We start from the raw sequence: 24,048 nt of genomic DNA, 5'->3' as shown, positions 1-24,048 counted from the left end.
CGGGCGGGCGCGCCGGTCAGGAGGCGCGTTCGCGCAGGTCCGCGGCGGGGGAGGCGGCCGCGAGCGCGGCGGCGGCGACCTCGGCGTCGTCGAGGTGGACGGCGTCGCGCGGGTCGGTGGTGTCCAGCAGCCGCGTCTCGTGGCCGCGGCCCACGACGAGGACCACGTCGGCCGGCCCGGCGGCCCGCACCGCGGCCGTGATCGCCTCCCGGCGGTCGGGCACGGTGCGCACCCCGGCCTCGGACCCGAGCAACCCGATGCGCAGCTCGGCCCGGATCGCGGCCGGGTCCTCGCCGTGGCTGCCCTCGTTGGTCAGCCACACGCAGTCGGCGGTGCGGGCGGCCTCGCCCAGCCCCTGCCGCTTGTACCGGTCGCGCCGGCCGCGGGCGCCGAGCACCAGGTGGACCCGTCCGCCGGTGCCGGTGAGCTCGCGGGCGGTCGTGATCGCGGCGGCCAACGCCCGGGGGGTGTGCGCGTAGTCCACGACGACGACCGGCCGGCCCGATCCGCCGAGCACGGTGTTGCGCCCCCGCGGTGGCGCCACCGCGGCCAGCCCAGCGGCGATCCGGTCCGGCGCGACGCCCAGCACCCGGCCGGTGGCCCACGCCGCGGCCAGGTTGGTCACGTGCACCCGGCCGACCAGCGGGCTGTGCACCCGGTGCCCGCCGGTGTCGTCGGCGAGCAGCACCTCGGTGCCGCCGGCCCCGGTCCGCCAGCCGAGCACCCGCACGTCGGCGTCCTCCCCGGAGCCGACCCGGGTCACCGGCACGCGCGCCTGGTCGGCGAGCCGCCGTCCCCACGGCTCGTCGGTGACGACCACCCCGGCGGCGCTGCGGCCGGGCTCGAACAGCCGGGCCTTGCTGGCCCAGTACTGCTCGAGGGTGCCGTGGTGGTCGAGGTGGTCCTCCTCGAAGCCGGTGAACACCGCGACCTCGAAGGCCAGGGCGTCCATGCGGCCCATGTCCAGCGCGATGGAGGAGGCCTCCACGACCGCCCGGCGCGCCCCGGCGTCGAGCATCCAGCGCAGCAGTTCCTGCAGCTCGGGCGCCTCCGGCGTGGTCAGCGCCGTCCCCCGGGCGCGGTCGCCGACCTCCGCGCCCAGGGTGCCGACGACGCCGGTGCGGTCCCCGGCCGCCTCGAGCACGCCGCGCACCAGCGTGCTGGTCGTCGTCTTGCCGTTGCTGCCGGTCACCCCCACCAGCTGCAGTGCGCGTGCCGGGTCCCCGGCGAGCAGCGCGCCGAGCGGGCCCAGCTGGGCGCGCACCGACGGCACGCAGAGCTGGGGCAGGTCGCTGTCCACCGGCCGGTCGACGAGCAGGGCGGCGGCCCCGCGGGCCGCGGCGGCGGGGGCGTGCCGGTGGCCGTCGCTGGTCGCGCCGCGGACGCAGGCGAACAGCGAGCCGGGGGTGACCAGCCGCGAGTCGGTGACCAGGCTCCGCACGGTCAGGTCGTCGGCACCGCCGGCGCGCGTGACGGGACCCCCGGGAACCGTGCGGGCGCGGCGCTCGACCTCCGGCCAGGCGACGAGAGGGAGACGCACCGCCACGACGGTAGAGGCACTCCAGCGAGCACGCCGGTCGAGACCGGGTGCCGGCCGCCGGGCGGCGCGCCGCTGACACGCCGAGACCGCGCGGGACACGCACCGGAACCAGGTCCGCCGCCATTCGTGGGGGCGGTGGTCGGCGCACCGGCCTGGACCGGCCGCGCGGATACTGGAGTGCGATGAGCGCACCCCTGAACCTGGTGAACCTCGAACGGGTGCACAAGGCGCACGGCACCACAGTCATCCTCGACGACGTCTCCCTCGGCGTCGCCGCAGGCGAGCGGATCGGTGTCGTCGGCCGCAACGGTGGCGGGAAGAGCACCCTGCTGTCGCTGATGACCGGCGCCGACGAGCCCGACTCCGGCCGCGTCACCCGCCGCGGCGACCTCGCCCTGGGCGTGCTGGACCAGTCCGGCACGCTCCCGCCCGGGACGACGGTGCGCGACGTCGTCCTGCCGCCGTCTGCGTTCGCCGCCGAGCACGAGTGGGCCGGCGACCCCGCGGTGCGCAGCGTCCTCACCGGCCTGGAGCTGGACCGGCTCGGCCTCGACGCCCCGGTCGCGCCGATGTCCGGCGGCGAGCGGCGGCGGGTCGCGCTGGCCGCCCAGTTGATCCGGCCACTGGACCTGCTGCTCCTGGACGAGCCGACCAACCACTTGGACGTCGAGGGCGTCGCCTGGCTCGCGGAGTACGTGAAGGCCCGCGCCGGCGGCCTCGTCGTCGTCACCCACGACCGGTGGTTCCTCGACGAGGTCTCCACCACCACGTGGGAGGTCGCTGACGGCAAGGTGCACGCCTACGAGGGCGGGTACTCGGCGTACACGCTGGCGCGGGCGGAGCGGGCGCGGATCGCAGCGGTCACCGAGGAACGCCGGCTCAACCTGGTGCGCAAGGAGCTGGCCTGGCTGCGCCGCGGCCCGCCGGCCCGCACCAGCAAGCCGAAGTTCCGGATCGAGGCCGCCCAGGCGCTGATCGCCGACGAGCCACCCGCGCGGGACTCGATGGCGCTGAAGGGGTTCGCCGCCCGGCGCCTCGGCAAGACCGTCTACGACGTCGAGGACGTGGACTACGCCGTGCGGACCGAGGACGGGCCGCGCACGTTGTTCGAGGACCTGACCTGGAACGTCGGCCCGGGCGACCGGATCGGGATCGTCGGCGTCAACGGGGCGGGCAAGACCTCGCTGCTGAAGCTGCTGGTCGGCGAGACCGAGCCCGACTCGGGAACGGTGACCGTGGGTCAGACGGTGGCGCCGGCCTACCTGTCCCAGCACGTCACCGAGCTGCCACCGAAGGCGCGGGTGCTGGAGGCGGTGCAGGACGTCGCCCGCATCGCGCGGATCGGCAACCAGGAGATCTCCGCGTCGTCCCTCGCCGAGCGGTTCGGGTTCGCGGCCAACCGGCAGTGGACACCGGTCGGTGACCTCTCCGGCGGTGAGCGGCGCCGGCTCCAGCTGCTGCGGCTGCTGATGGCCGAGCCGAACGTGCTGCTGCTCGACGAGCCCACGAACGACCTCGACATCGACACTCTCACCGCGCTGGAGGACCTGCTCGACGGCTTCCCGGGGACGGTGCTGGTGGTCAGCCACGACCGGTACTTCGTCGACCGGGTGTGCGACAAGGTGGTGGCTCTCCTCGGCGACGGCACGCTCGCGGAGCTGCCCGGTGGAGTCGACGAGTACCTGCAGCGGCGCGCGGCCGGTGGTGCGCCGCTGACCGCGACCGCCGGTACCGGTGCCGGGGCTCCCACCGCATCCCGTCCGGCCGTCTCCGCCGCCGACTCCCGCGCGGCCAGGAAGGAGGCGAGCCGGCTGGAGCGTCGGATGCTCAAGCTGGACGCCGACGAGAAGCAGCTGCATGAGCGACTGGCCGCCGCGGCGACCGACTACGCGAAGGCCGCCGAGCTGGATGCGCAACTGAGGGCGGTACGGGCGGAGAAGGACCAGGTCGAGGAGGAGTGGCTGGTGGCAGCCGAGGTCGCCGAGGGCTGAGCCCGGATCGTCGTCCCCCGGTGGCATGGTCCTCGTGCCGCCGGGCGGCGGCGCGGGGGAGTCGACGGAGCGAGGCAGCATGCAGGACGTGGAGGTGCGCCGGCACGTGGCGGCACCGGTCGAGCGGGTGTGGGCGCTGGCCACCGACCTGGAGGGCTCGCCACGGGTCGTCCGCGGGATCGAGGCGGTCGAGGTGCTCACCCCCGGGCCCTTCGGCGTCGGGACGCGCTGGCGTGAGACGCGGAGGATGTTCGGCCGGTCGGCGACCGAGGAGATGACCGTGACCGCGGTCGAGCCGCAGCGGTGCTACGCGACCGAGGCGTCGGGCCCCGGGGTCACGTACGTGTCCACGTTGGCGTTCACCCCGGCTCCCGACGGCGGCACGGACGTGACCGCGACCTTCGGCGGCCGGCCGACCACCACGGTGGGGCGGGTCCTCGCGGCGCTCACCGGGGCCGTCGGCCGGCGCGCGATCGGCCGGGCGCTGGCGCAGGACCTCGAGGACATCGCAACGGCGGCCGAGCAGGGCTGACGCCACGCGACGCCCGTGTCCTGCCCGCCGGAGCGGGCAGGACACGAGCGTCGCAGGGCAGACCGTCGCCGGGGGTCAGGCGACGGCGGCCTCGGCCCGGTGGCGGCGGATCAGCAGCCGCCCCACCACGACGGCCGGGACGGCGCCGAGCAGGGCGAAGGCGGCGTGGGTCAGCGGCGCGAAGGGCAGCGCCATCGACGCCAGGAGCGGGACCACGGGCGCGGCGAGCAGCCACCAGTTCACGACCCCGGCCCGGGCCAGCTCCGCGTAGCCTGCGGGACCGGGTCCAGGCGGTCGCCTTCGCCTACGAGTCCGGGCTGGTCCGGCCGGGCGGGTAGCGGAAGGACCCCGCTGCCCCGTCCCTCGCTCCGCTCGCAACGGGTCCCTGCAGCGGGGCCGGACCGAGATTCCCCACCGGGTAGTCTGGGTGTCACCGCCGGCCGTCGTCGACCGACGTCCCTGGTGTCCCCGAGCCGCCCATCGACTCCCGGAGACACGTGCTCGCTCTGCTGCTCCTCCACCTGATCGCCGGTGTGCTGGCGCCCGTTCTCGTGCGGTGGTGGGGGCGGCAGGCCTTCCTGGCCCTCGCGCTGGTGCCCGCCGCCGGCTTCGCCTGGGTGCTGTCGCGCCTCGGTGCCGTCGTCGCCGGTGCGGAGCCGCGCGAGACGCTGCAGTGGGTCCCGGTGCTCCAGCTCGACGTGGCGCTGCGGCTCGACGCCCTGGCCCTGACCTTCGCCGCGCTGGTCACCGGCGTCGGGGCACTGGTGCTGGTCTACTGCGCCCGCTACTTCACCCCGGACGACGAGGGCACCGGCCGCTTCGCCGGCTGCCTCACCGCGTTCGCGGGCTCCATGCTCGGCCTCGTCCTCGCCGACGACATGCTGCTCCTCTACGTCTTCTGGGAGCTCACCACCGTCTTCTCCTTCCTGCTGATCGGCGGGTCGGGACGGCGGCTGGCCGCGCGGCGGGCGGCGTCCCAGGCGCTGATCCTCACCACCGCCGGCGGGCTGGCCATGCTGGTCGGGCTGATCCTCATCGGCCAGGCCAGCGGCTCGTTCCTGCTGTCGGAGGTCGTCGCGGACCCCGGGAGCGGCGCCGCCATGGTCTGGGGCGCGGTCCTGGTGCTGGCCGGGGCGGTCACCAAGTCGGCGCTGGTGCCCTTCCACTTCTGGCTGCCGGCGGCCATGGAGGCGCCGACGCCGGTCAGCGCCTACCTGCACGCCGCGGCGATGGTGAAGGCCGGTGTCTACCTGGTCGCCCGGCTGGCCCCCGCGCTGGCCGACGTCCCCGGCTGGCGGCCGCTCGTGCTGGGCCTCGGCGTGAGCACCATGCTCGTCGGCGGGTACCGCGCGCTGCGCCAGAAGGACCTCAAGCTGCTGCTGGCCTTCGGCACCGTCAGCCAGCTGGGCTTCCTCGTCACCCTGGTGGGAGCGGGCAGCCACGAGCTGGCCGCCGCGGGGCTGGTCATGACGATCGCGCACGCGCTGTTCAAGTCCACGCTCTTCCTCACCGTCGGCGTCATCGACCACGCCACCGGCACCCGCGACCTGCGCCGGCTCTCGGGCCTGGGCCGGCGGCTGCCGCTGCTGGCCGTGGTCGGCACCGCCGCCGCGGCGTCCATGGCCGGGCTGCCCCCGCTGCTGGGCTTCGTCGGCAAGGAAGCGGCGTTCACCGCCCTGCTGGACGGTGGGCTGCCCGACCGCACCGCCGCGGTCGCCGTCCTCGTCGGGCTGGTGGCGGGCTCGGTGCTCACCGCCGCCTACACCGCCCGCTTCGTGTGGGGCGCCTTCGCCCGCAAGACCGGCTGCGCGGAGACCGAGGTCGGGCACGCCCCCGAGCCGCTGTTCCTGGCCGCCCCCGTCGTGCTGGCGCTGGCCGGGCTGGTCCTCGGCCCGGCCAGCCCGCTGCTCGACGGGCTGGTCGCCCGCTACGCCGGGACGCTGCCGCTGCTGGCCCCCGAGGTCGAGCACCTGGCGCTGTGGCACGGCTGGCAGCCGGCGCTGGCGCTCTCGGCGCTCACCGTCGCCGGCGGTGCGGCGCTGTTCGCCGGCCGCCGGCGGGTGCAGACCCTCCAGCGGCGGATGGCCGTGGGCGCCTCGGCCGACGAGGGCTACTGGAACGTGCTGCAGGGCGTCGACCGGCTCTCGGTGCTGGTCACCGGCACCACGCAGCGCGGATCGCTGCCGGCCTACCTCGGCACGATCCTGGTCACGGTGCTGGCGCTGCCCGGGGTGCTGCTGCTGACCCGCGCCCCCTGGCCGGGGGAGTGGCGGGCCTGGGACACCCCGGTGCAGGCCGTCGTCGGCGTGGTCGTGGTCACCGCCGCGGCGCTCGCCCTGCGCATCCGCCAGCGGCTCTCGGCGGTGCTGGTCGTCGGCGTCACCGGCTACGGCCTCGCCGTCGTCTTCGCGCTGCAGGGCGCCCCCGACCTGGCGCTGACCCAGTTCCTCGTCGAGACGCTCACCCTCGTCGTCTTCGTGCTGGTGCTGCGCAAGCTGCCCAAGGACATCAGCGAGCGGCACCGCCCCCGCGAGCGCGCCGTCCGCGGGGTGATCGCCGTGGCCGTCGGGGCGTTCATGGCCGCCGTCGGGGCCGTCGCCCTGTCCTCCCGGACCGCCACGCCGGTGTCGGAGGCCTGGCCCGGGCCGGCGTACGACTTCGGCGGCGGGAAGAACATCGTCAACGTGACCCTGGTCGACATCCGCGCCTGGGACACCCTGGGCGAGGTCTCGCTGCTCGTCGTCGCCGCCACCGGCGTGGCCAGCCTGGTCTTCCTGCGCCGGCGCACCGGCGGCGTGGACCGCGCGCCCCGCACCGAGCTCGCGCAGCGGCGCGAGCGGGCCCGCCGGGCACCGCGGGACCGCTGGCTGGCCGCCACCGCGACGCTCGACCCGGCCCGCCGCTCGGTCGTGCTCGAGGTGGTCACCCGGCTGCTGTTCCACACGATCATGGTGTTCTCGCTGTACCTGCTGTTCTCCGGGCACAACGAGCCCGGCGGCGGCTTCGCCGGCGGCCTGGTCGCGGGTCTCGCGCTGGTGCTGCGCTACCTGGCCGGCGGGCGCTACGAGCTCGGCGAGGCCGCACCGGTGGCCCCCGGCCTGCTGCTGGGCAGCGGGCTGCTGTTCGCCGGCGGCACCGGCGTCGTCGGTCTGGCGCTGGGTGGCGGGGTGCTGCAGACGGCGATCCTGGAGACCACGCTGCCGGTCCTCGGCGACGTCAAGCTGGTGACCTCGCTGTTCTTCGACATCGGCGTCTACCTCATCGTCGTCGGGCTGGTGCTGGACGTGCTGCGCAGCCTGGGCGCGGAGCTCGACCGCCAGGAGGACCAGGAGGACCCCGTCGAGCTCGCCCCCGGGGAGATGGTGCTGCGATGACCCCGACGATCGTGCTGCCGCTGATGGTCGGCGGGCTCTACGCGGCGGGGGTGTACCTGCTGCTCGACCGGAGCCTCACCCGCGTGCTGCTGGGCTTCGTGCTGCTCGGCAACGCGACCAACCTGCTGGTGCTGTCCAGCGGCGGCCCGGCGGGGCTGGCGCCGATCCTCGGCTACTCCGACCCCGAGCAGATCAACGACCCCCTGCCGCAGGCGCTGATCCTCACCGCGATCGTCATCACCTTCGGCGTCTCGGCGTTCCTGCTGGCGATCATCCACCGCTCCTGGCGCCTGGTGCGCGAGGAGGTCGTGGGCACCGACGAGGAGGACCGTCGCGTCGCCGCCCGGCGCACCCTGGACGCCGACGAGCTCGACCCGGACGAGCTGGCCCCCGACGACCGCATCGCCGGGCACGCCGACAGCCTGGCCGGGGACGCCGAGGAGCTGGCCGACGACGTCGACCTGCCCGCGGGGAGCGGACGCCGGTGACCGAGGTCCTCGCTCCGCTGCCGGTGCTGATCCCGCTGCTGGGGGCCGCCGGCGCGCTGCTCGTCAGCGGGCACCCGGTGTTCCAGCGGGCGCTCAGCGTGGCGGTGCTGACCGCGGTGCTCGGCGTCTCCGTGGCCCTGCTGTTCGTCGCCGACGCCGAGAGCGCGAGCTCGGTCTCCGTCGGCGGCTGGCCGGTGCCGCTGGGCATCGTGCTCGTCGTGGACCGCCTCTCGGCGCTGATGCTGGTGGTCGCCTCCACCGTGGCGCTCGGCGTCCTGGTCTTCGCCGTGGGCCAGGGCGCGGCCGACGGGCAGGAGGAGACGCCGCTGTCGATCTTCCACCCGACGTTCCTGGTGCTGGTCGCGGGCGTGAGCAACGCCTTCCTCGCCGGTGACCTGTTCAACCTCTACGTCGGCTTCGAGATCCTGCTGATGGCCTCCTACGTGCTGCTCACCCTCGGCGGCACCGCGGCGCGCATCCGCGGCGGGATCACCTACATCATCGTCAGCCTGACCAGCTCGCTGGTGTTCCTCGCCGCGATCGGCCTGGTGTACGCCGCGACCGGCACGGTGAACATGGCCCAGCTCGCCGTCCGGCTGGGCGAGCTGCCCGAGGGCACCCAGGTGCTGCTGCAGTCGATGCTGCTCATCGCCTTCGGGATCAAAGCCGCGGTCTTCCCGCTCTCGGCGTGGCTGCCGGACAGCTACCCGACCGCACCGGCCCCGGTCACCGCCGTGTTCGCCGGCCTGCTCACCAAAGTGGGCGTCTACGCGATCATCCGCACCCAGACCCTGCTGTTCCCCGGCGGCGCCCTCGACGACCTGCTGATGTGGGCCGCGCTGGCCACCATGCTGATCGGCATCCTCGGCGCGGTCGCGCAGAGCGACCTGCGCCGGATGCTGTCGTTCACGCTGGTCAGCCACATCGGCTACATGGTGTTCGGCATCGCCCTGGGGACGGCGGCCGGCCTGGCCGGTGCGGTCTTCTACGTCGCCCACCACATCGCCATCCAGACCACGCTGTTCCTGGTCGCGGGGCTGGTCGAGCGCCAGGGCGGGACGACGTCGGTCGACCGGCTCGGCGGCCTCGCCCGGCGCTCCCCGCTGCTGGCGGTGCTCTTCTTCGTGCCGGCGGTGAACCTGGCCGGCATCCCCCCGCTGTCGGGCTTCATCGGCAAGCTCGGCCTGCTGCAGGCCGGGGTCGCCGAGGGCAGCGCGCTGGCGTTCACGCTCGTGGCCGGCGGGGTGGTGACCAGCCTGCTGACGCTGCTCGCGGTCGCCCGCATCTGGACCCGTGCCTTCTGGCGGTCCCCCAGCCAGCCGCCTGCGGAGGAGTCCGCCGCGGCCGCGGCCGCCGACGCCACCTCGCGACGCCGGCCGGACGGGGTGCCGGTCGAGGACGGTGCGGCGTCCGCCGACGGCCGGCCGCGAACCGCGCTGCAGGACGCGTGGCGACGGCACACGGCGGTGGCGACGGCGACCGAGCCCGACGTCGCGCCGGCGGCCGGCGCGGTGCGGGCGCTGCGCCCGCTGCCCCGGACCATGGTGGGTGCCACGGCCGGGCTGGTCGCGCTCACCGTGTCCCTCACCGGGCTGGCCGGGCCGCTCTACGGCCTGGCCGACCGGGCCGCGGGCGACCTGCTGGACCGCACGCCCTACGTCACCTCGGTGTTCGGGACGGAGGAGGTGCCGTGAGCGTCGAGCCCGCGGCGACGCGGCTGCGGTACCAGGGCCCGCTGATCGCCTGGCTGGTGCTGGTGTGGGTGCTGCTCTGGGGCACCTTCTCCTGGGCCAACCTGCTCTCCGGCCTGGTGGTCGCCCTGGTCCTGCTCGCCCTGCTCCCGCTGCCGCACGTGGTCGGCGGCGCCCGGGTGCGGCCGCTGCCACTGCTGGTCTTCCTCGGCCACTTCCTCTCCGACCTGGTCGTCTCCGGTGCCGAGGTCGCCTGGCAGACCCTGCGCCCCGGCGGCGTGCGGAGCACGGCGATCGTGCAGGTGCAGCTGCGCGTCGACTCCGACCTGCTGCTGACGATGGTCGCGGAGGCGACCTCGCTCGTCCCCGGTTCCCTGGTGCTCGACCTCGACCGGGAGCAGCGGGTGATCACCCTGCACCTGCTGCCCGCGCGCGACCTCGCGGACGTGGAGCGCAAGAAGGCCCACGTCCTGGTCGTGGAGGGCCGGCTGGCGCGGGCGTTCGGCTCGGCCGACGACATCGCGGCCGTCGAGCGCGACGAGCAGGTGCGGGCGCCGTGACGGTCCTGGGCATCGCGCTGTACGCGCTGATCGGCGGAGGGGCGCTGCTGGCGCTGGCCCGGCTGGCCCGGGGCCCCTCGCTGCTGGACCGGGTGGTCGCCACCGACACGCTGCTGGTCATCATCTCGGCCGGCCTCGCGGTCCACGCCGCGCTGGTGCGGGACCCGACGCTGGTCCCGGTGCTGGTCGTCGTCTCGCTGCTGGCCTTCGTCGGCTCGGTGTCGGTCGCCCGCTACATCGGCGGGATGCTGCTGCGCTCGCGCACCGGCGACGGCCGGGACGTCGGCCTGCCGGTCGCGGCCGAGGAGAGGGTAAACGGGTCGTGAGCGCGCTCGCCGACGTCATCGCCGCCGCCTGCCTGCTGGCCGGTGCGGCCCTGTGCCTCACCGCCGGACTGGGCCTGGTGCGGTTCCCCGACGTGCTGTCCCGGATGCACGCCGGCACCAAGCCGCAGGTGCTCGGCGTCCTGCTGGTCATGGTGGGCGCCGCCATCCGGCTCGACGGCTGGGCCAACGCCTGGATGCTGCTGCTCGTGGCCGCCTTCCAGCTGCTGACCGCGCCGGTGAGCGCCCACCTGATCAGCCGGGTGGCCTACCGCCGCCGGCACGTCCGCCGCGACCTGCTGCTGGTCGACGAGTTCGGCGGCGCCGGCCACCAGGACCTCCGGCACCGCGGCGACGAGCCCGGCGACGCCCCGCCCGGGTCACCGCGGCCGTCGGCCGGTCAGTCCAGCTGAGCCAGCCGGAACGGCAGCCCCTGGTCGTCGCGGCACTCCACCGTCCGCCCGGAGGGGCCGGAGGTGACCTCGCCGGCCTGCCCGCCCGCCGTCCGGACCGCCGCGACGGCGACCTCGATGTCGTCGACGGCGTACACCGGCACGCTGCCCGGCTCGTCCGACCCGCCGGTGATGCCGACCGCCGGCACCGCGCCGTCGACCCGCCAGCCGTCGGCTCCCCCGCCCGGGGTCGCCGACCAGTCGAGCACCGACTCGTAGAAGTCGCGGGCCCGGGCGCCGTCGGGCACCTGCAGGGTCAGGGAGAGCGCGTCACCCGGACGCACCGGCGGCCGGGGTGCCGCGGCCGCGGACGACGGGGTCTGCAGCATCCAGCGGTGCCTGAACGGGTCGAGGACGACGCCGGTGCGCCCACCCGGGCCGTCGGACGGCGGCCGCTCCACGGTCGCTCCGGCCGCCGCGGCCCGGTCGACGGCGGCGTCGACGTCGGGGACCGGGAGGACCAGCGAGACGCTGACCCGCCCGTCGTCGGGACCGGCCAGGCCCAGCTCGGGGTACTCGTCGGCGAGGTACAGCGTCGCCCCGCCGAGGGCGAGCTCCGCGTGGCCGATGCGGTCGTCGTCCATGACGTACGGCTCGCCGACCAGGTGCGCCCCGAGGGCGTCGGCGTACCAGGACACCGCCGCGCGGGCGTCGCGCACGGTCAGGTAGGGGGTCAGCAGGGCCATGGCGCGGGACCTCCGGCGGGGTCCTGCTGCTACCGCTGGGCCCGGTTCACCGCCGACACGACCGCGCGCAGCGACGCGGTGACGATGTTCGGGTCGATGCCCACGCCCCAGAGCACGCGGTCGCCGACGGCGCACTCGACGTAGGCCGCGGCGCGGGCGTCGCCGCCGGCGGACATGGCGTGCTCGGCGTAGTCCAGCACGCGCACGTCGACGTCCACCGACCGCAGGGCGTCGACGAACGCCGCGATCGGGCCGTTGCCGCGGCCCTCGATGGTCAGCGGGACCCCGTCGTCGACGAGCTCGACCACCATCTCGTCGAGCTGCTCGCCGTGGGCCTGGTGGCGGTGGCCGGACAGGGAGAAGCGGCCCCACGGGGCATCGGCGTCGGGCAGGTACTCGCTGGTGAAGGCCGCCCACATCTGCTGGGCGGTCACCTCGCCGCCCTCGTCGTCGGTGTGCCGCTGGACGACGGCGCTGAACTCGATCTGCAGCCGGCGCGGCAGGTCGAGCTGGTTCTCGGTCTTCATGATGTAGGCGACGCCGCCCTTGCCGGACTGGCTGTTCACCCGGATCACGGCCTCGTAGGTCCGGCCGACGTCCTTGGGGTCGATCGGCAGGTACGGCACCGCCCACGGCTGCTGCTCGACCGGGACACCGGCGGCCGCCGCGTCGGCCTCCAGCGCCTTGAGACCCTTGTTGATCGCGTCCTGGTGCGAGCCGGAGAAGGCGGTGTAGACCAGGTCGCCGCCGTAGGGGTGCCGCTCGTGCACGCCCAGCTGGTTGCAGTACTCGACGGTGCGGCGGATCTCGTCGATGTCGGAGAAGTCGACCTGCGGGTCGATGCCCTGGCTGAACAGGTTCAGCCCGAGGGTGACCAGGTCGACGTTGCCGGTCCGCTCGCCGTTGCCGAACAGGCAGCCCTCGATGCGGTCGGCACCGGCGCGGTAGCCCAGCTCGGCGGCGGCGACGGCGGTGCCGCGGTCGTTGTGCGGGTGCAGGGACAGGACGACGGCGTCGCGCCGGCCCAGGTTGCGGTGCATCCACTCGATCTGGTCGGCATAGACCGTGGGCTCGGCCATCTCGACCGTCGCCGGCAGGTTGATGATCGTCGGCCGGTCGGGGGTGGGCTCCCAGACGTCGGTCACGGCGTTGCAGACCTCGACGGCGAAGTCGAGCTCGGTGCCGGTGAACGACTCGGGGGAGTACTCGAAGAAGACCTCGGTGTCGCCCATCTGCTCGGCCAGCTTGCGCACCACCTGCGCGCCGTGGACGGCGATGTCGACGATGCCGGCGCGGTCGGAGCCGAACACGACCCGCCGCTGCAGCGTGGACGTGGAGTTGTAGAGGTGGACGATCGCCTGCTTCGCGCCGCGCAGGGACTCGAAGGTGCGCTCGATCAGCTCGTCGCGGGCCTGGGTGAGCACCTGGACGGTGACGTCGTCGGGTACCAGGTCGTCCTCGATGAGCTGGCGGACGAAGTCGAAGTCGGTCTGGCTCGCCGCCGGGAACCCGACCTCGATCTCCTTGTAGCCCATGCGCACCAGCAGCTCGAACATCCGCCGCTTGCGGTCGGGCGTCATCGGGTCGATCAGCGCCTGGTTGCCGTCGCGCAGGTCGACGGCGCACCAGCGCGGGGCCACGGTGGTGACCTTCTCCGGCCACGTGCGGTCGGGCAGGGTGACCGGGGTGAAGGGGGCGTAGCGGGAGATCGGCATCCGCGACGGCTGCTGGGGGTGCCGGACGTGCGGGTGGTTCTCGCTCAGGTTCCTGCTCACGGTTCTCGCTCCTCTGGGCGCGGGCTGGACTCAGCTCCGGTGGGGGCGGTCAGCAGCGGCGCCGGGGACGCACTCGGTCACGGCAGGTCACCGCGGCGAGGGGGGCCGACCTAGGAGAGGGCCTCGCCGCGGCGGGTAAGCAGGAGGCTGCCGCGCACGGGCCAACGGTAGCAGCGGCTCAGCCGAGGTCGCAGCGGCACGCGCAATCGGCGGCGTGCCTCGCCGGGCCGCTGCCGTCGTCGATCTCGTCGCATTCCGGTGGGCAGGTGCAGGTCAGACCCGGGTCGACGTCGGCGAACTCGCCGGCCAGGAAGCGCCGCTGTCGCTCCTCCGCGACGGCGCGCCAGTGCGCGTCCCGGCGCGCCTCGGCCCGTTGCCTCGGGGAGTCGCCGGGTCGCGGCACCTGGTGGTCCTCGGGCACGCCATCGCGCGCCCGGACCCGGTCCCGCAGCCAGCGGGTGCGGTCGAACGTGTACCAGGGCTGCTCGCGGTCGTGACCGTGGTGCTGGTGGGAGTACCACCACTCCTCGTCGCCGTAGCGGGTGTCGAGGTGGGCCGGGAACAGCCGGCCACCCCGGTCGCGGACGGCGTCGGGACCCATGCCGACGACCTCCCGCCCCTCGGCATCGACCAGCACCAGCCGCAACCCCGCCAGCTCGGCAGCCCGCGCCAGCGCCCGGACGTCCAGCCCCGCTCGCCCGCTCTCCGCGGCGGCGACCGCTGACTTGGAGACCCCGATCCTCGCGGCGAGTTCCCGCTGAGACAGGTCGGCGGCTCGACGGATGCGCCGGAGCATGCCGCTGTGGGCGGGGTCGGTCACGAACGCAGGGTCGGTCCTCGGACGCCGGGCCGGGGTCAGGTGTGTCCCCCTGGGGAAGGTCGTGCTCTGCCCACAGTCCTGGGCAGAGCACGACTGTCCGCGAAGGAACACTGCTCGGTCCTCTTCGTGCTCTGCCCACCGGTGTGGGCAGAGCACGACTGTCCGGGACACAGCTGGTGCGAGACCTCCTCCGGGACGGAGGAGTGCGACCATGCGGCCATGTCCGCGCCCACCCCGGGGGACGGCGACTCCCGTCACGGCCTCGCCCGGTTCCTCGATGACCTGCGACGGACGGGCACGGTGGTCACGGGTCCCGTACCGGGTGAACCGGAGGACCCGTGGGTCGACGAACGGCCGGTCGAGTGGCTGGTCGAGGTCCATCGAGGGGAGCGGGTCGACCCCCCGTACCGGCTGCGCCTCGACGAGCAGCAGTTCGCGGACGCGATCGAACAGGGCACCTCGGTGGTCGACGAGTGGTGGCCCGGGGGGAACCCGCGGTCGCGCGCCTACGAGGCCCTGCTCCTGAGCTTCGACGCCGCACTGGTGGGGATCGACCGCACCCCGCACGGTTTCGTCCTCGAGGGGGAGGACCGCCTGCACCTCACGACCCACCACCCCTGCCCGGACCCGATGCCCCACCTGGTGGCCGAGGGCGTCGTCGGGATGTGGTCGGCGTACGAGCCGGGGACCCCCGAGTTCGAGGAGCAGCAGGCACAGCTGGCGCGGCGGTCGCCGCACCGCCGGCACAGCTACCTCGTCCTGGGCTGGCTGGAGGTGGAAGCGGCCTACGAGAACGGCGAGCGCATGGACGCCGCCATGGGACACCTCCAGGATGCGCTGGCAGAAGCCTTCGGCCACGAGGTCGTCCAGCGGTTCTCGGCCTACCTGGAGCAGCACGGCTCACCGACGACGGTCGAGCTGTCCCGGGTCATGCACGCGGAGGACGAGCGCTTCGACGCCTTCCTCGACGCGCTGGCCGGGAGGCCGCGCGACGCCTGACCGGGCTCAGAACGCCTTGCGCAGCCGCATGGCCAGCGGGCGGCCGTCGGGGTCGTCGACCAGGCGGTAGAACGGCGTCGCCCACAGCCGGGTGGGCAGCGAGAGCCGCGGCGGGTTGTGCCCGCGCAGCCGGCCCCGCGGGCGCGGGCCGCGGCGGCCGCCGGCGTACCAGGCGTCGAGCGCCTCCGCCGAGGCATCGAGGGCCTCGACGAACGCGTCCGGGTCCAGCAGGTCGCCGTCCTCGCTGCCGTCGGCCGCGCGGTCCAGGTGCTCGCGGGCGAGCTCCAGGCGCAGGTCCCGGGCGAAGGTGCGGGCGCCGTCCCCGGTGCCGGCCGGGTCGCGCGGCTCGCGGGGGTCACGGGTGGTGTCCAGCACCGCCGAGGAGAGCTCGCTGTCGTGGGTCCAGGAGCGCCGGTTGAAGTTGTCGCTGCCGACGCTGGCCCAGACGTCGTCCACCACGCAGACCTTGGCGTGCACGTAGACCGGCGTCCCCTCGTGGTTCTCGACGTCGAACACGTGCACGCGGCCGCGGCCGGCCCGTCGGCACATCTCCAGCGCCTGCCACCGGCCCACGTACTGCGCCCGCTCCGTGAGCGCGCCGTCCTCGTCCGGCACCCGCGGCACCACGACCACCAGGTGCAGCGTGGGGTTCTCGGCCAGCGCGTCGGCGAACAGCCGGGCGACGTCGGCCGACCACATGTACTGGTCCTCCAGGTACACCAGCCGACGGGCCTGCTCGATCGCCTTGGAGTACCCGCGGGCCACCGACCGCTCGCCGCGCGGCGCGAAGTCGTAGGGCGGCCGGATCGCCGGGTAGGTGCGCAGGTTCTGCACCACGTGCGGACCGCACGGCGGCGGGGGCGGCAGCTGCGGCGGCAGCGGGGTGGGCTCCAGCCGGGCGCCGCGCAGCCGGTCGAGGACCCACGCGATCGGGTTGCCGGAGTCGGCGTTGGTCGGGTCGTCCCAGCGCTCGCGGAACACGGTGTCCAGCACGCCGACCGTCGGCCCGCGCAGCATCAGCTGCACGTCGTGCCAGGGCGGCGTCTCCCCGTAGGCCGCCGACATGGCCACCGACTGCGGGTCGCCGGCGTGGTCGGCGTCGTCCCGGCGGCTGTGGCACAGGTCGATCCCGCCGACGAACGCGACGTCGCGGGTGGCGTCCTGGTCGTGCCGCAGGACGACGAGCTTCTGGTGGTGGCTGCCCCCGCGGCGCACCCGCTGGTCGAGGATCACCTCGCCGCCGCCGTGCTCGACCTCGTCGTCCAGGGCCCGGTTCTCGTCCGCGCTGAACGACATCCAGTCCACGTGCGAGCGCCAGACCAGCCCGCGCACGCAGACCCCGCGGCGCACCGCGTCGGTGAACAGCTGCGCGACGGTGGGGCCGCCCGGGCGCAGCTCCTCGTCGGGGTCGCCGCGCCAGTCGGTGAAGAAGAGGTGGTCACCGGCGTCCAGCGCCTCGACCCGCTCGACCAGCCGGTCGAAGTACGCGGCACCGTGCACGAGCGCCTCGACGAGGTTCCCCTCGGTGTAGGCGGGCAGGGAGGACGCCGGGTTGTCACGCTCCTCGGCCGTCAGCAGCCAGCGCTCCACGTCGTCCACCGGGTGATCACAACGCCCCGCCTGCGGGGACGCAACCACGGCCGTCACGGGGACGTCGGTAGCCTGTGGACCCGTGGCCCTCGTCGTCCAGAAGTACGGCGGCTCGTCCGTCGCCTCCGCTGCGCACATCAAGCGCGTCGCCGAGCGGATCGTGGCGGCCAAGGAGGCCGGCGACGACGTCGTCGTCGTCGTCTCCGCGATGGGCGACACGACCGACGAGCTGCTCGACCAGGCCGCGCAGATCACCGACGACCCGGCCGGCCGCGAGCTGGACATGCTGCTCACCGCGGGTGAGCGCATCTCCATGGCCCTGCTGGCGATCGCGATCAACACCCACGGCTACGAGGCCCGGTCGTTCACCGGCTCGCAGGCCGGCGTGATCACCACCTCCAGCCACGGCAGGGCGCGGATCATCGACGTCACGCCCGGCCGGCTGCGCGACGCCCTCGACGAGGGCTCGATCGTCATCGTCGCCGGCTTCCAGGGCGTCAGCCAGGACACCAAGGACGTCACCACGCTCGGCCGCGGCGGCTCGGACACCACCGCCGTCGCCGTGGCCGCAGCGCTGCGGGCCGACGTCTGCGAGATCTACACCGACGTCGACGGCGTCTTCACCGCCGACCCGCGGATCGTGCCCAACGCCCGGCGGCTGGACACGGTGACGTACGAGGAGATGCTCGAGCTCGCCGCCTCCGGGGCGAAGGTGCTCATGCTCCGCTGCGTCGAGTACGCCCGCCGCTACGGCATCCCGGTGCACGTCCGCAGCTCCTACTCCCAGCTCCCCGGCACCACGGTGACCGGCTCGATGGAGGACCTCACGGTGGAACAGGCCATCATCACCGGCGTCGCGCACGACCGCTCCGAGGGCAAGATCACCGTCTTCGGCGTGCCGGACCGGCCGGGCGAGGCCGCCCAGCTGTTCCGGGTGCTCGCCGAGGCGGAGATCAACATCGACATGATCGTGCAGAACGTGTCGACGTCGGCCAGCAAGACCGCCGACATCTCCTTCACGCTGCCCAAGAGCGACGGGCCGACGGCGATCGCCGCGCTGGAGAAGGTCCAGCACACCGTCGGCTACACCGACGTCACCTTCGACCAGCACATCGGCAAGGTGTCGCTGGTCGGGGCGGGCATGCGCTCGCACCCCGGTGTGTCCGCGCGCTTCTTCGGCGCGCTGGCCGACGCCGGTGTCAACCTGGAGCTGATCAGCACCTCGGAGATCCGCATCTCCGTGGTGTGCCGGGACACCGACGTGGACCTCGCCGTCCGCGCGGTGCACGACGCCTTCGACCTCGGCACCGACGAGGAGCAGGCGGTCGTCTACGGAGGGACGGGACGATGAGCTCCTCGAACGACGGGCTGCGGGTCGGGATCGTCGGCGCCACCGGCCAGGTCGGTGCCGTGGTGCGCGAGATCCTCGCCGAGCGGCGCTTCCCGATCGGCGAGCTGCGCTTCTTCGCCTCGGCGCGCTCCGCCGGCAGCACGCTGCCGTGGGGGGACGGCGAGATCACCGTCGAGGACGCCGCCACCGCCGACCCCACCGGGCTGGACATCGCGATCTTCTCCGCCGGCGCCTCGACCTCCCGGGTGCAGGCGCCGCGGTTCGCCGAGGCCGGCGTGACCGTCATCGACAACAGCTCGGCCTGGCGCCGTGACCCCGACGTCCCGCTGGTCGTCGCCGAGGTCAACCCGCACGCCCTGGGCGAGGTCCGCACGGGGATCATCGCCAACCCGAACTGCACCACGATGGCCGCGATGCCGGTGCTCAAGCCGCTGCACGACGAGGCCGGGCTGGTGCGGGTCGTCGCCAGCACCTACCAGGCGGTGTCCGGCAGCGGCCTGGCCGGGGTGGAGGAGCTCGACACCCAGGTCAAGGCGGTCGTCGACAAGGCGGCGGAGCTGACCCACGACGGCTCGGCGGTCACCTTCCCGGAGCCGGTGAAGTACGTGCGGCCGATCGCGTTCAACGTGCTGCCGATGGCCGGCTCGCTCGTCGACGACGGGTCGTCCGAGACCGACGAGGAGCAGAAGCTCCGCAACGAGAGCCGCAAGATCCTCGGCATCCCCGACCTGCGGGTGTCGGGCACCTGCGTCCGGGTGCCGGTCTTCACCGGGCACTCGCTGTCGCTCAACGTCGAGTTCGCCCGGCCGCTGACGGCCGAGCGGGCCACCGAGCTGTTGGCGGCCGCGCCGGGCGTGGAGCTCACCGCCGTCCCCACGCCGCTGCAGGCGGCCGGCCGCGACCCGAGCTACGTCGGCCGCATCCGGCAGGACCCCGGTGTCGACGGCGACCGCGGCCTGGCCCTGTTCGTCAGCAACGACAACCTGCGCAAGGGCGCGGCGCTCAACACCGTTCAGATCGCCGAGCTGATCCTGCGCAACCAGAAGGCCTGAGAGCCGAGCACCCAGGGGTACGGACCGGCGTAGCCGGGTCTGACCGAGCGGGGGCCCGGAGGGTCCCCCGAGGGTGGACGGCTGTCGGCTCAGTTCAGCTGGGGGACGGCACCTGGCCGCGGTGCCGGCCGGTAGGCCGGCAGTGTCACGGCTCCACGTGGCGCAGCGCGAAGTCCAGGGCGACCTCGACCTGGCGGATGGTCTCCTCGATGACGAGCGAGCCGTGGCCGGCGTCGAAGCGGTACACCTCGTGCGGCGTGCCGAGCTCGGTCAGCCGCGCCAGGTAGTTGTCGATCTGCCGGATCGGGCAGCGCGGGTCGTTGGCACCGGCGACGACGAGCACCGGCGCGCTCACGGCCTCGGCGTAGGTGATCGGGGAGGACCGCAGGTAGACCTCGCGCACCTCCTCGGGTGAGCCCCCGAACAGCGCCCGGTCGTAGGCCCGCAGGCCCTCCATCTCGTCCTCGTAGGCGGCCAGGTAGTCGGCCACCGGCACCTCGGCGATCCCGGCGGCCCAGCGCTCCGGCTGGGTGCCGAGACCGAGCAGGGTGAGGAAACCACCCCACGACCCGCCGGAGATCAGCGCCCGCGTCGGGTCGAGGAAGCCCTCCTGCACCAGCGCGTCGTACACCGCGGCGACGTCCTCGAGCTCGGTGAGCCCCGGCCGGCCGGTGAGCGCGTCCCGCCAGGCGCTGCCGTAGCCGGTCGACCCGCGGTAGTTCACGTGCACGACCGCATACCCCGCGTCGACGTAGGCCGCCCGGCGGGCACGGTAGGAGTCGTCGTCGGCCGCCTCCGGTCCGCCGTGCACCAGGAACGCCGTCGCGTACGGTGCCGGGCCGGCCGGGCGCACCACCAGCGCGTGCACGTCACCGCCGGGTCCGGGCACCCAGCGGTCCTCGACCGGGTACGCCGCCGGCGGCTCCTCACCGGGCGCGGCGAGCACCACCGGGCCGTCGGCCCGCCGGATCACCGGCGGCAGCTCGGAGTTCGACCAGGCCAGCTCGACGGCACCGTCGGGGCGGGCGGTGGCGCCGCGGACGACGCCGCGCGGGGTGTCCAACCGCTCCAGCGCGCCGGTGCCCAGGTCGTAGCGGTACAGCTCGCTGCGGGCGGCGTGGTCGTGCCCGACCAGCAGCGCCGACCCGTCGGGGTACCAGCCGGCGGTCACGTCGCCGGGCAGGTCCAGCACGACCTCGCTCTCGGTGTCGGTGGCGACGTCCCAGACCAGCAGCTCCTCGCGGCCGCGGCGCTCGTGGCCGACGAGCAGCCGGCGGTCGCCGGGCAGCGGGGCGAACTCCAGCGCGTGCAGCCCGCGGCCCTCGCCGTCCCACTTCTCGGCGACGACGGCGGGCGCGTCCTCGGTGGCCGCGTCGGTCCGCAGCACCCGCAGCGCCGGGTAGCGCGGGTCGCCGTGCTCGGAGTGCGAGATGACCAGCAGGTCCCCGTCGTGGGTGAGCGAGTCGACCGAGGCCGGGTCCGCGTGCCGGTAGACCACCCGCGGGGTGCCGCCGGCCGGGGCCAGCCACAGCTCGGAGCCGTCGTCGGTGGAGCGGCCGATGGCGACCACGGACGTGCCGACCTCCAGCCCGGCCGGGTAGGCCGGGCCGACCTCGGGGACGGCGACGCGGTCCTCCCCGCCGGCGAAGGGCTGGGTCATCCAGACGCCGAACTCGTCGCCGTCGGTGTCGGCGAACCACCAGATCGTCTCGCCGTCCGGGCTCAGCGTGCCGATCAGCGTGCCGTTGGCCCGGTCGGTCGCCTGCCGGTGGGCGTCGGTGGTGCGGTCCCACGCGTACTGCTCGACGACGCCGCTGACGTCGGAGGCGTACAGGTTGCGGTGCGGTGCCTCCAGCGCCCAGTCCGGGAGGCTCACCCGGGGGGCCCGGAAGCGGGCCCGCCAGCGGGCGGTGACCTCGGCGGAGAGGGCGGGGGACGTCGGCTCGGCACTCACCGCCTCATCTTCCCCCGGCGCCCGCACCGGCTCCGGCGCCGCCCCGGACCGGGTCCGCCAGCCGGCGGTGCGTCTCGGCGGCCGCGTCGCGGATGTCGCCGACGAGCCGCTCCAGCACGTCCTCGAGGGCGACCAGGCCCACGGTGCGCTCGCCGTCGGTCACCCGGCCCAGGTGCGCCCCGGCGTCCCGCATCGCGGCGAGCACGTCGGGCAGCTCCGCACCCGGTTCCAGCGGGGGGAAGGGGATGACGTGCTCGTCGGCGATCGGCAGGTCGCGCGCCCCGCCGTCCACCCCGAGGACGTCCTTGACGTGCACGTACCCGACCAGCGCGCCGTCCTCCGCGCGGACGGGGTAGCGGCTGAAGCCGTGCTCGGCGACGACCGCCTCCAGCCGGCGGGGCGTCGTCGAGCGCGGCACCGTGACCAGCCGGTCCAGCGGGAGGAGCACCGAGTCCAGGTCGTCCCGGTCGAAGGTGAGCGCGCCGGCGGCCAGCTCGCCCACCTCGCTGCCGAGCCGCCCCTCGCGGCGCGACTGGCCGATCATCGAGCGGATCTCGGACTCGTCGAAGCTGGCCGCGACCTCGTCGGTGGGCTGGACGCCGACCGCGCGCACCATGGCGTTGGCGATCGCGTTGAACAGCCGGATCACCGGCCCGAGCAGCCGGACGAAGGCCGCCAGCGGGGGGCCGAGCACCAGCGCGGCACGGTCCGGCCCGGCGATCGTGATGTTCTTGGGCACCATCTCGCCGAGCACCATGTGCAGCACGGTCACGAGCGACAGCGCGATGACCAGCGCGATCGGGTGCAGCAGCCCCTCGGGCACCCCGAGCGCGGCCATCGGCGCCTCGATCAGGTGGGCCACCGCGGGCTCGCCGACGGCGCCGAGACCCAGCGAGCACAGCGTGATGCCGAGCTGCGCGCCGGCCATCATCTGGGAGACGTTGCGCATCGCCCGGATGGTCTTCCGGGCCCGCGCCGAGCCGGCCGCCGCGCGCGGTTCCAGCTGGTCGGGGCGGGCGGTGACCAGCGCGAACTCCGCCGCCACGAAGAAGGCGTTGCCCAGCAGCAGGGCCACCAGCACCAGCAGGCCGATGACGTCGCTCACGCGACGGGCTCCTCGACGAGCCGGACGGCGGTGGCACCCGACGAGTAGCCCTCCCGCATCAGCGCACGCACCCGCGCCACCCGCCGTCCCTCGATCGTCTCCACGGTCAGCCGGCCGCCCTCGACGGGCACGGTGTCCCCGACGGCGGGCAGGCGCTGCAGCTGCTCGGCGAGGTAGCCGCCGAGGGTCTCGTAGCGGCCCTCGGGCACCGGGACGCCGGTGCGCTCGCGCACCTCGTCGGGGCGCAGCAGCCCGGAGAGCAGCCAGGTCCGGTCGTCCAGCCGGCGCAGCGTGCGCAGCGGCCGGTCGGTCTCGTCGGCGATCTCGCCGACCAGCTCCTCCACGATGTCCTCCAGCGTCACCACGCCCTGCGTGGCGCCCCACTCGTCGACCACGAGGGCCATCTGCAGACCCTCCTCCCGCAGCAGGTCGAGCAGCCGCTCCAGCCTCAGCAGCGACGGGACGGCGAGGATCGGCACGGCGAGCTCCTCGGCCGGGACGGCGGACCGCCGCTCCTCCGGGACCGCGACCGCGTGCTTGACGTGCACCAGCCCGGTGACCTCGTCGATGCCGCCGCCGTAGAGCGGGAAGCGAGAACTGCCCGAGGCGACCGCCGCGGCGATCACGTCGGCGGCGGTGGCGGCCGCGTCCAGCGCCCACATCCGCGTGCGCGGCGTCATGACGTCGGCCGCGACCTTGTCCCGCAGCGCGAGCGAGCGCTCCAGCAGCCGGGCCGCCCGGGGGGAGAGGTCGCCCTCCTCGGCCGACCGGCGGGCGACGGAGGCCAGCTCGTCGGCCCCGCGCGCGGACTCCAGCTCCTCGCGCGGCTCGAAGCCCAGCCGCCGGACGATCGCGTTGGCCAGCCCCTGCAGCGCGTGGACGACGACGCCGGTGACCCGGGTGAACGCGCGCATCCCGGGAGCGACGGCGGCGGCGACCGGCAGCGGGCGGGCGATCGCCAGGTTCTTCGGACCGAGCTCGCCCAGCAGCATCTGCAGCGTGGTGGCCAGGGCCAGCGCCAGGCCGTAGGAGACGCCGGTGACCCAGCCGCCGGGCAGGCCGGCCGCCTCCAGCGGGCTGCGCAGCAGCTGGCCCAGCGCCGGTTCGGCCAGGTAGCCCACGACCAGCGTGGTGACCGTGATGCCGAGCTGGGCGGCGGAGAGCTGGGTGGACAGCGTGCGCAGCGCCGCGACGACGCCACCGGCCCCGCGGTCGCCGGCGGCCGCGGCCTGCTCCGCCCGCCCCCGGTCGACCGTCGTCAGGGAGAACTCGGCGGCCACGAAGAAGCCGGTCATCACCGTGAGCACCACGGCGGCGAGGAGGAGCAACCACTCGGTCATCGGGGGCCCGGTGCCCGATCGGGAGCCGGGCCAACCGGGACGTGGGCGGGCCGACACCCGTCCCGGGCCGGGGGACGACTCAGGGACCGCCTCGCGGCTCCTGAGCAGCGTCGAGCCCGTGGCACGGTGTTCGACGTCTCGGCAACGGGCCTGGACGAGTCCGCCGCGCGGCCGCCTGCACCCAGCGGTCCCGGCGGGGATCGGAATCAGTCAACCAGTGCGACCCCCGGTCCCGGGACGGCTGAACGAGTCCGGACTGCGGGCGATCGTGGCTCCCGGAGCCGTCGTCCTGACGTTCCCTGCTCGACCACGAGGGTTCTGCTCACTCGTGACGGGCTCGCTCGTCGCTGCCGTCTCGTGGTTTCCGTCGACCGGCCTCCAGCGCCGGCCGGTCTTCTCGTGGATCACAGAGCGAGCCATCACGG

Annotated in this window: 20 protein-coding genes; 11 read left to right on the top strand and 9 right to left on the bottom strand. The window is 74.6% G+C overall.

The annotated features are described in order from the left end of the window. Positions 1–16 precede the first annotated feature (16 nt). A complete protein-coding gene (locus BLR12_RS03455; protein WP_091374316.1) occupies positions 17–1,540 on the bottom strand; it encodes a Mur ligase family protein in 1,524 nt (507 codons plus the stop codon). Between the two features lie 182 nt (positions 1,541–1,722). Between BLR12_RS03455 and BLR12_RS03450 the strand changes: the two genes are divergently transcribed. Together BLR12_RS03450 and BLR12_RS03445 are read left to right on the top strand one after the other, a co-directional pair. Then, on the top strand, positions 1,723–3,531 hold the full coding sequence (locus tag BLR12_RS03450; RefSeq protein WP_091373427.1) for an ABC-F family ATP-binding cassette domain-containing protein: 1,809 nt from the start codon (positions 1,723–1,725) through the stop codon (positions 3,529–3,531). A gap of 79 nt (positions 3,532–3,610) precedes the next feature. Further along, entirely contained in the window at positions 3,611–4,063 is a 453-nt protein-coding gene (locus BLR12_RS03445) for an SRPBCC family protein (protein ID WP_218120522.1), read from the top strand. Between the two features lie 75 nt (positions 4,064–4,138). Here BLR12_RS03445 and BLR12_RS24245 read toward each other — a convergent pair whose 3' ends face one another. Further along, positions 4,139–4,306, bottom strand: coding sequence for a hypothetical protein (locus BLR12_RS24245; protein ID WP_176832318.1), 168 nt, complete (start codon positions 4,304–4,306; stop codon positions 4,139–4,141). A gap of 254 nt (positions 4,307–4,560) precedes the next feature. On the opposite strand from BLR12_RS24245, the gene BLR12_RS03440 reads away from it, so the two are divergent. From BLR12_RS03440 to mnhG, 6 genes are read left to right on the top strand one after another with little or no spacing between them, the layout of a single operon-like run. Continuing rightward, positions 4,561–7,437, top strand: coding sequence for a Na+/H+ antiporter subunit A (locus tag BLR12_RS03440; protein ID WP_091373421.1), 2,877 nt, complete (start codon positions 4,561–4,563; stop codon positions 7,435–7,437). Beyond that, a complete protein-coding gene (locus BLR12_RS03435; RefSeq protein ID WP_091373418.1) occupies positions 7,434–7,925 on the top strand; it encodes a Na(+)/H(+) antiporter subunit C in 492 nt (163 codons plus the stop codon). The genes BLR12_RS03440 and BLR12_RS03435 overlap by 4 nt, the downstream gene beginning before the upstream one ends. Beyond that, complete coding sequence (locus tag BLR12_RS03430) at positions 7,922–9,619, top strand: Na+/H+ antiporter subunit D (protein WP_091373414.1); 1,698 nt, start codon at positions 7,922–7,924, stop codon at positions 9,617–9,619. The genes BLR12_RS03435 and BLR12_RS03430 overlap by 4 nt, the downstream gene beginning before the upstream one ends. Next, on the top strand, positions 9,616–10,176 hold the full coding sequence (locus BLR12_RS03425; protein WP_091373411.1) for a Na+/H+ antiporter subunit E: 561 nt from the start codon (positions 9,616–9,618) through the stop codon (positions 10,174–10,176). The genes BLR12_RS03430 and BLR12_RS03425 overlap by 4 nt, the downstream gene beginning before the upstream one ends. Beyond that, positions 10,173–10,502: a monovalent cation/H+ antiporter complex subunit F gene (locus tag BLR12_RS03420; RefSeq protein ID WP_091373408.1), complete on the top strand. Its 330-nt coding sequence runs from the start codon at positions 10,173–10,175 to the stop codon at positions 10,500–10,502. Before BLR12_RS03425 ends, BLR12_RS03420 begins: the two co-directional genes overlap by 4 nt. Next, complete coding sequence (gene mnhG / locus BLR12_RS03415) at positions 10,499–10,912, top strand: monovalent cation/H(+) antiporter subunit G (RefSeq protein WP_091373406.1); 414 nt, start codon at positions 10,499–10,501, stop codon at positions 10,910–10,912. The genes BLR12_RS03420 and mnhG overlap by 4 nt, the downstream gene beginning before the upstream one ends. On the opposite strand, the gene BLR12_RS03410 is transcribed toward mnhG, so the two are convergent. The 3 genes from BLR12_RS03410 to BLR12_RS24240 all read right to left on the bottom strand — a co-directional run bounded on the left by BLR12_RS03410 (position 10,900) and on the right by BLR12_RS24240 (position 14,232). After that, a complete protein-coding gene (locus BLR12_RS03410) occupies positions 10,900–11,637 on the bottom strand; it encodes a VOC family protein (RefSeq protein ID WP_091373403.1) in 738 nt (245 codons plus the stop codon). The genes mnhG and BLR12_RS03410 overlap by 13 nt on opposite strands. A 29-nt stretch (positions 11,638–11,666) precedes the next feature. Beyond that, complete coding sequence (gene leuA / locus BLR12_RS03405; protein WP_255363262.1) at positions 11,667–13,412, bottom strand: 2-isopropylmalate synthase; 1,746 nt, start codon at positions 13,410–13,412, stop codon at positions 11,667–11,669. Positions 13,413–13,590: 178 nt separating this feature from the next. After that, a complete protein-coding gene (locus BLR12_RS24240; protein ID WP_176832317.1) occupies positions 13,591–14,232 on the bottom strand; it encodes a helix-turn-helix domain-containing protein in 642 nt (213 codons plus the stop codon). 219 nt (positions 14,233–14,451) lie between these two features. Here BLR12_RS24240 and BLR12_RS03395 point away from each other — a divergent pair, with 219 nt between their 5' ends. Continuing rightward, positions 14,452–15,231, top strand: a complete 780-nt coding sequence (locus tag BLR12_RS03395) for a hypothetical protein (RefSeq protein WP_176832316.1) — start codon at positions 14,452–14,454, stop codon at positions 15,229–15,231. 6 nt (positions 15,232–15,237) lie between these two features. Here the strand turns inward: BLR12_RS03395 and BLR12_RS03390 are convergent, their stop codons facing one another. Next, on the bottom strand, positions 15,238–16,830 hold the full coding sequence (locus BLR12_RS03390) for a phospholipase D family protein (RefSeq protein ID WP_091373395.1): 1,593 nt from the start codon (positions 16,828–16,830) through the stop codon (positions 15,238–15,240). 73 nt (positions 16,831–16,903) lie between these two features. Between BLR12_RS03390 and BLR12_RS03385 the strand changes: the two genes are divergently transcribed. Beyond that, on the top strand, positions 16,904–18,172 hold the full coding sequence (locus BLR12_RS03385; protein ID WP_091373393.1) for an aspartate kinase: 1,269 nt from the start codon (positions 16,904–16,906) through the stop codon (positions 18,170–18,172). Then, positions 18,169–19,224 carry an aspartate-semialdehyde dehydrogenase gene (locus tag BLR12_RS03380; protein WP_091373391.1) on the top strand — a complete coding sequence of 352 codons (1,056 nt, stop codon included), beginning with the start codon at positions 18,169–18,171 and terminating at the stop codon, positions 19,222–19,224. Before BLR12_RS03385 ends, BLR12_RS03380 begins: the two co-directional genes overlap by 4 nt. A 145-nt stretch (positions 19,225–19,369) precedes the next feature. Here BLR12_RS03380 and BLR12_RS25615 read toward each other — a convergent pair whose 3' ends face one another. The 3 genes from BLR12_RS25615 to BLR12_RS03365 form a co-directional block, all read right to left on the bottom strand. Next, positions 19,370–20,077, bottom strand: coding sequence for an alpha/beta hydrolase family protein (locus tag BLR12_RS25615; protein WP_369803436.1), 708 nt, complete (start codon positions 20,075–20,077; stop codon positions 19,370–19,372). Between the two features lie 1,105 nt (positions 20,078–21,182). Beyond that, a complete protein-coding gene (locus tag BLR12_RS03370; protein ID WP_091373386.1) occupies positions 21,183–22,283 on the bottom strand; it encodes a hemolysin family protein in 1,101 nt (366 codons plus the stop codon). After that, positions 22,280–23,623, bottom strand: coding sequence for a hemolysin family protein (locus tag BLR12_RS03365; RefSeq protein WP_091373384.1), 1,344 nt, complete (start codon positions 23,621–23,623; stop codon positions 22,280–22,282). The genes BLR12_RS03370 and BLR12_RS03365 overlap by 4 nt, the downstream gene beginning before the upstream one ends. Positions 23,624–24,048: the final 425 nt, after the last annotated feature.

Origin of the sequence: Geodermatophilus sp. DSM 45219 (assembly GCF_900104025.1) — a bacterium.
Taxonomy (GTDB): domain Bacteria; phylum Actinomycetota; class Actinomycetes; order Mycobacteriales; family Geodermatophilaceae; genus Geodermatophilus.
Note: the sequence above shows the minus strand (reverse complement) of the source record. Positions and strands in the feature narration are given on the sequence as shown.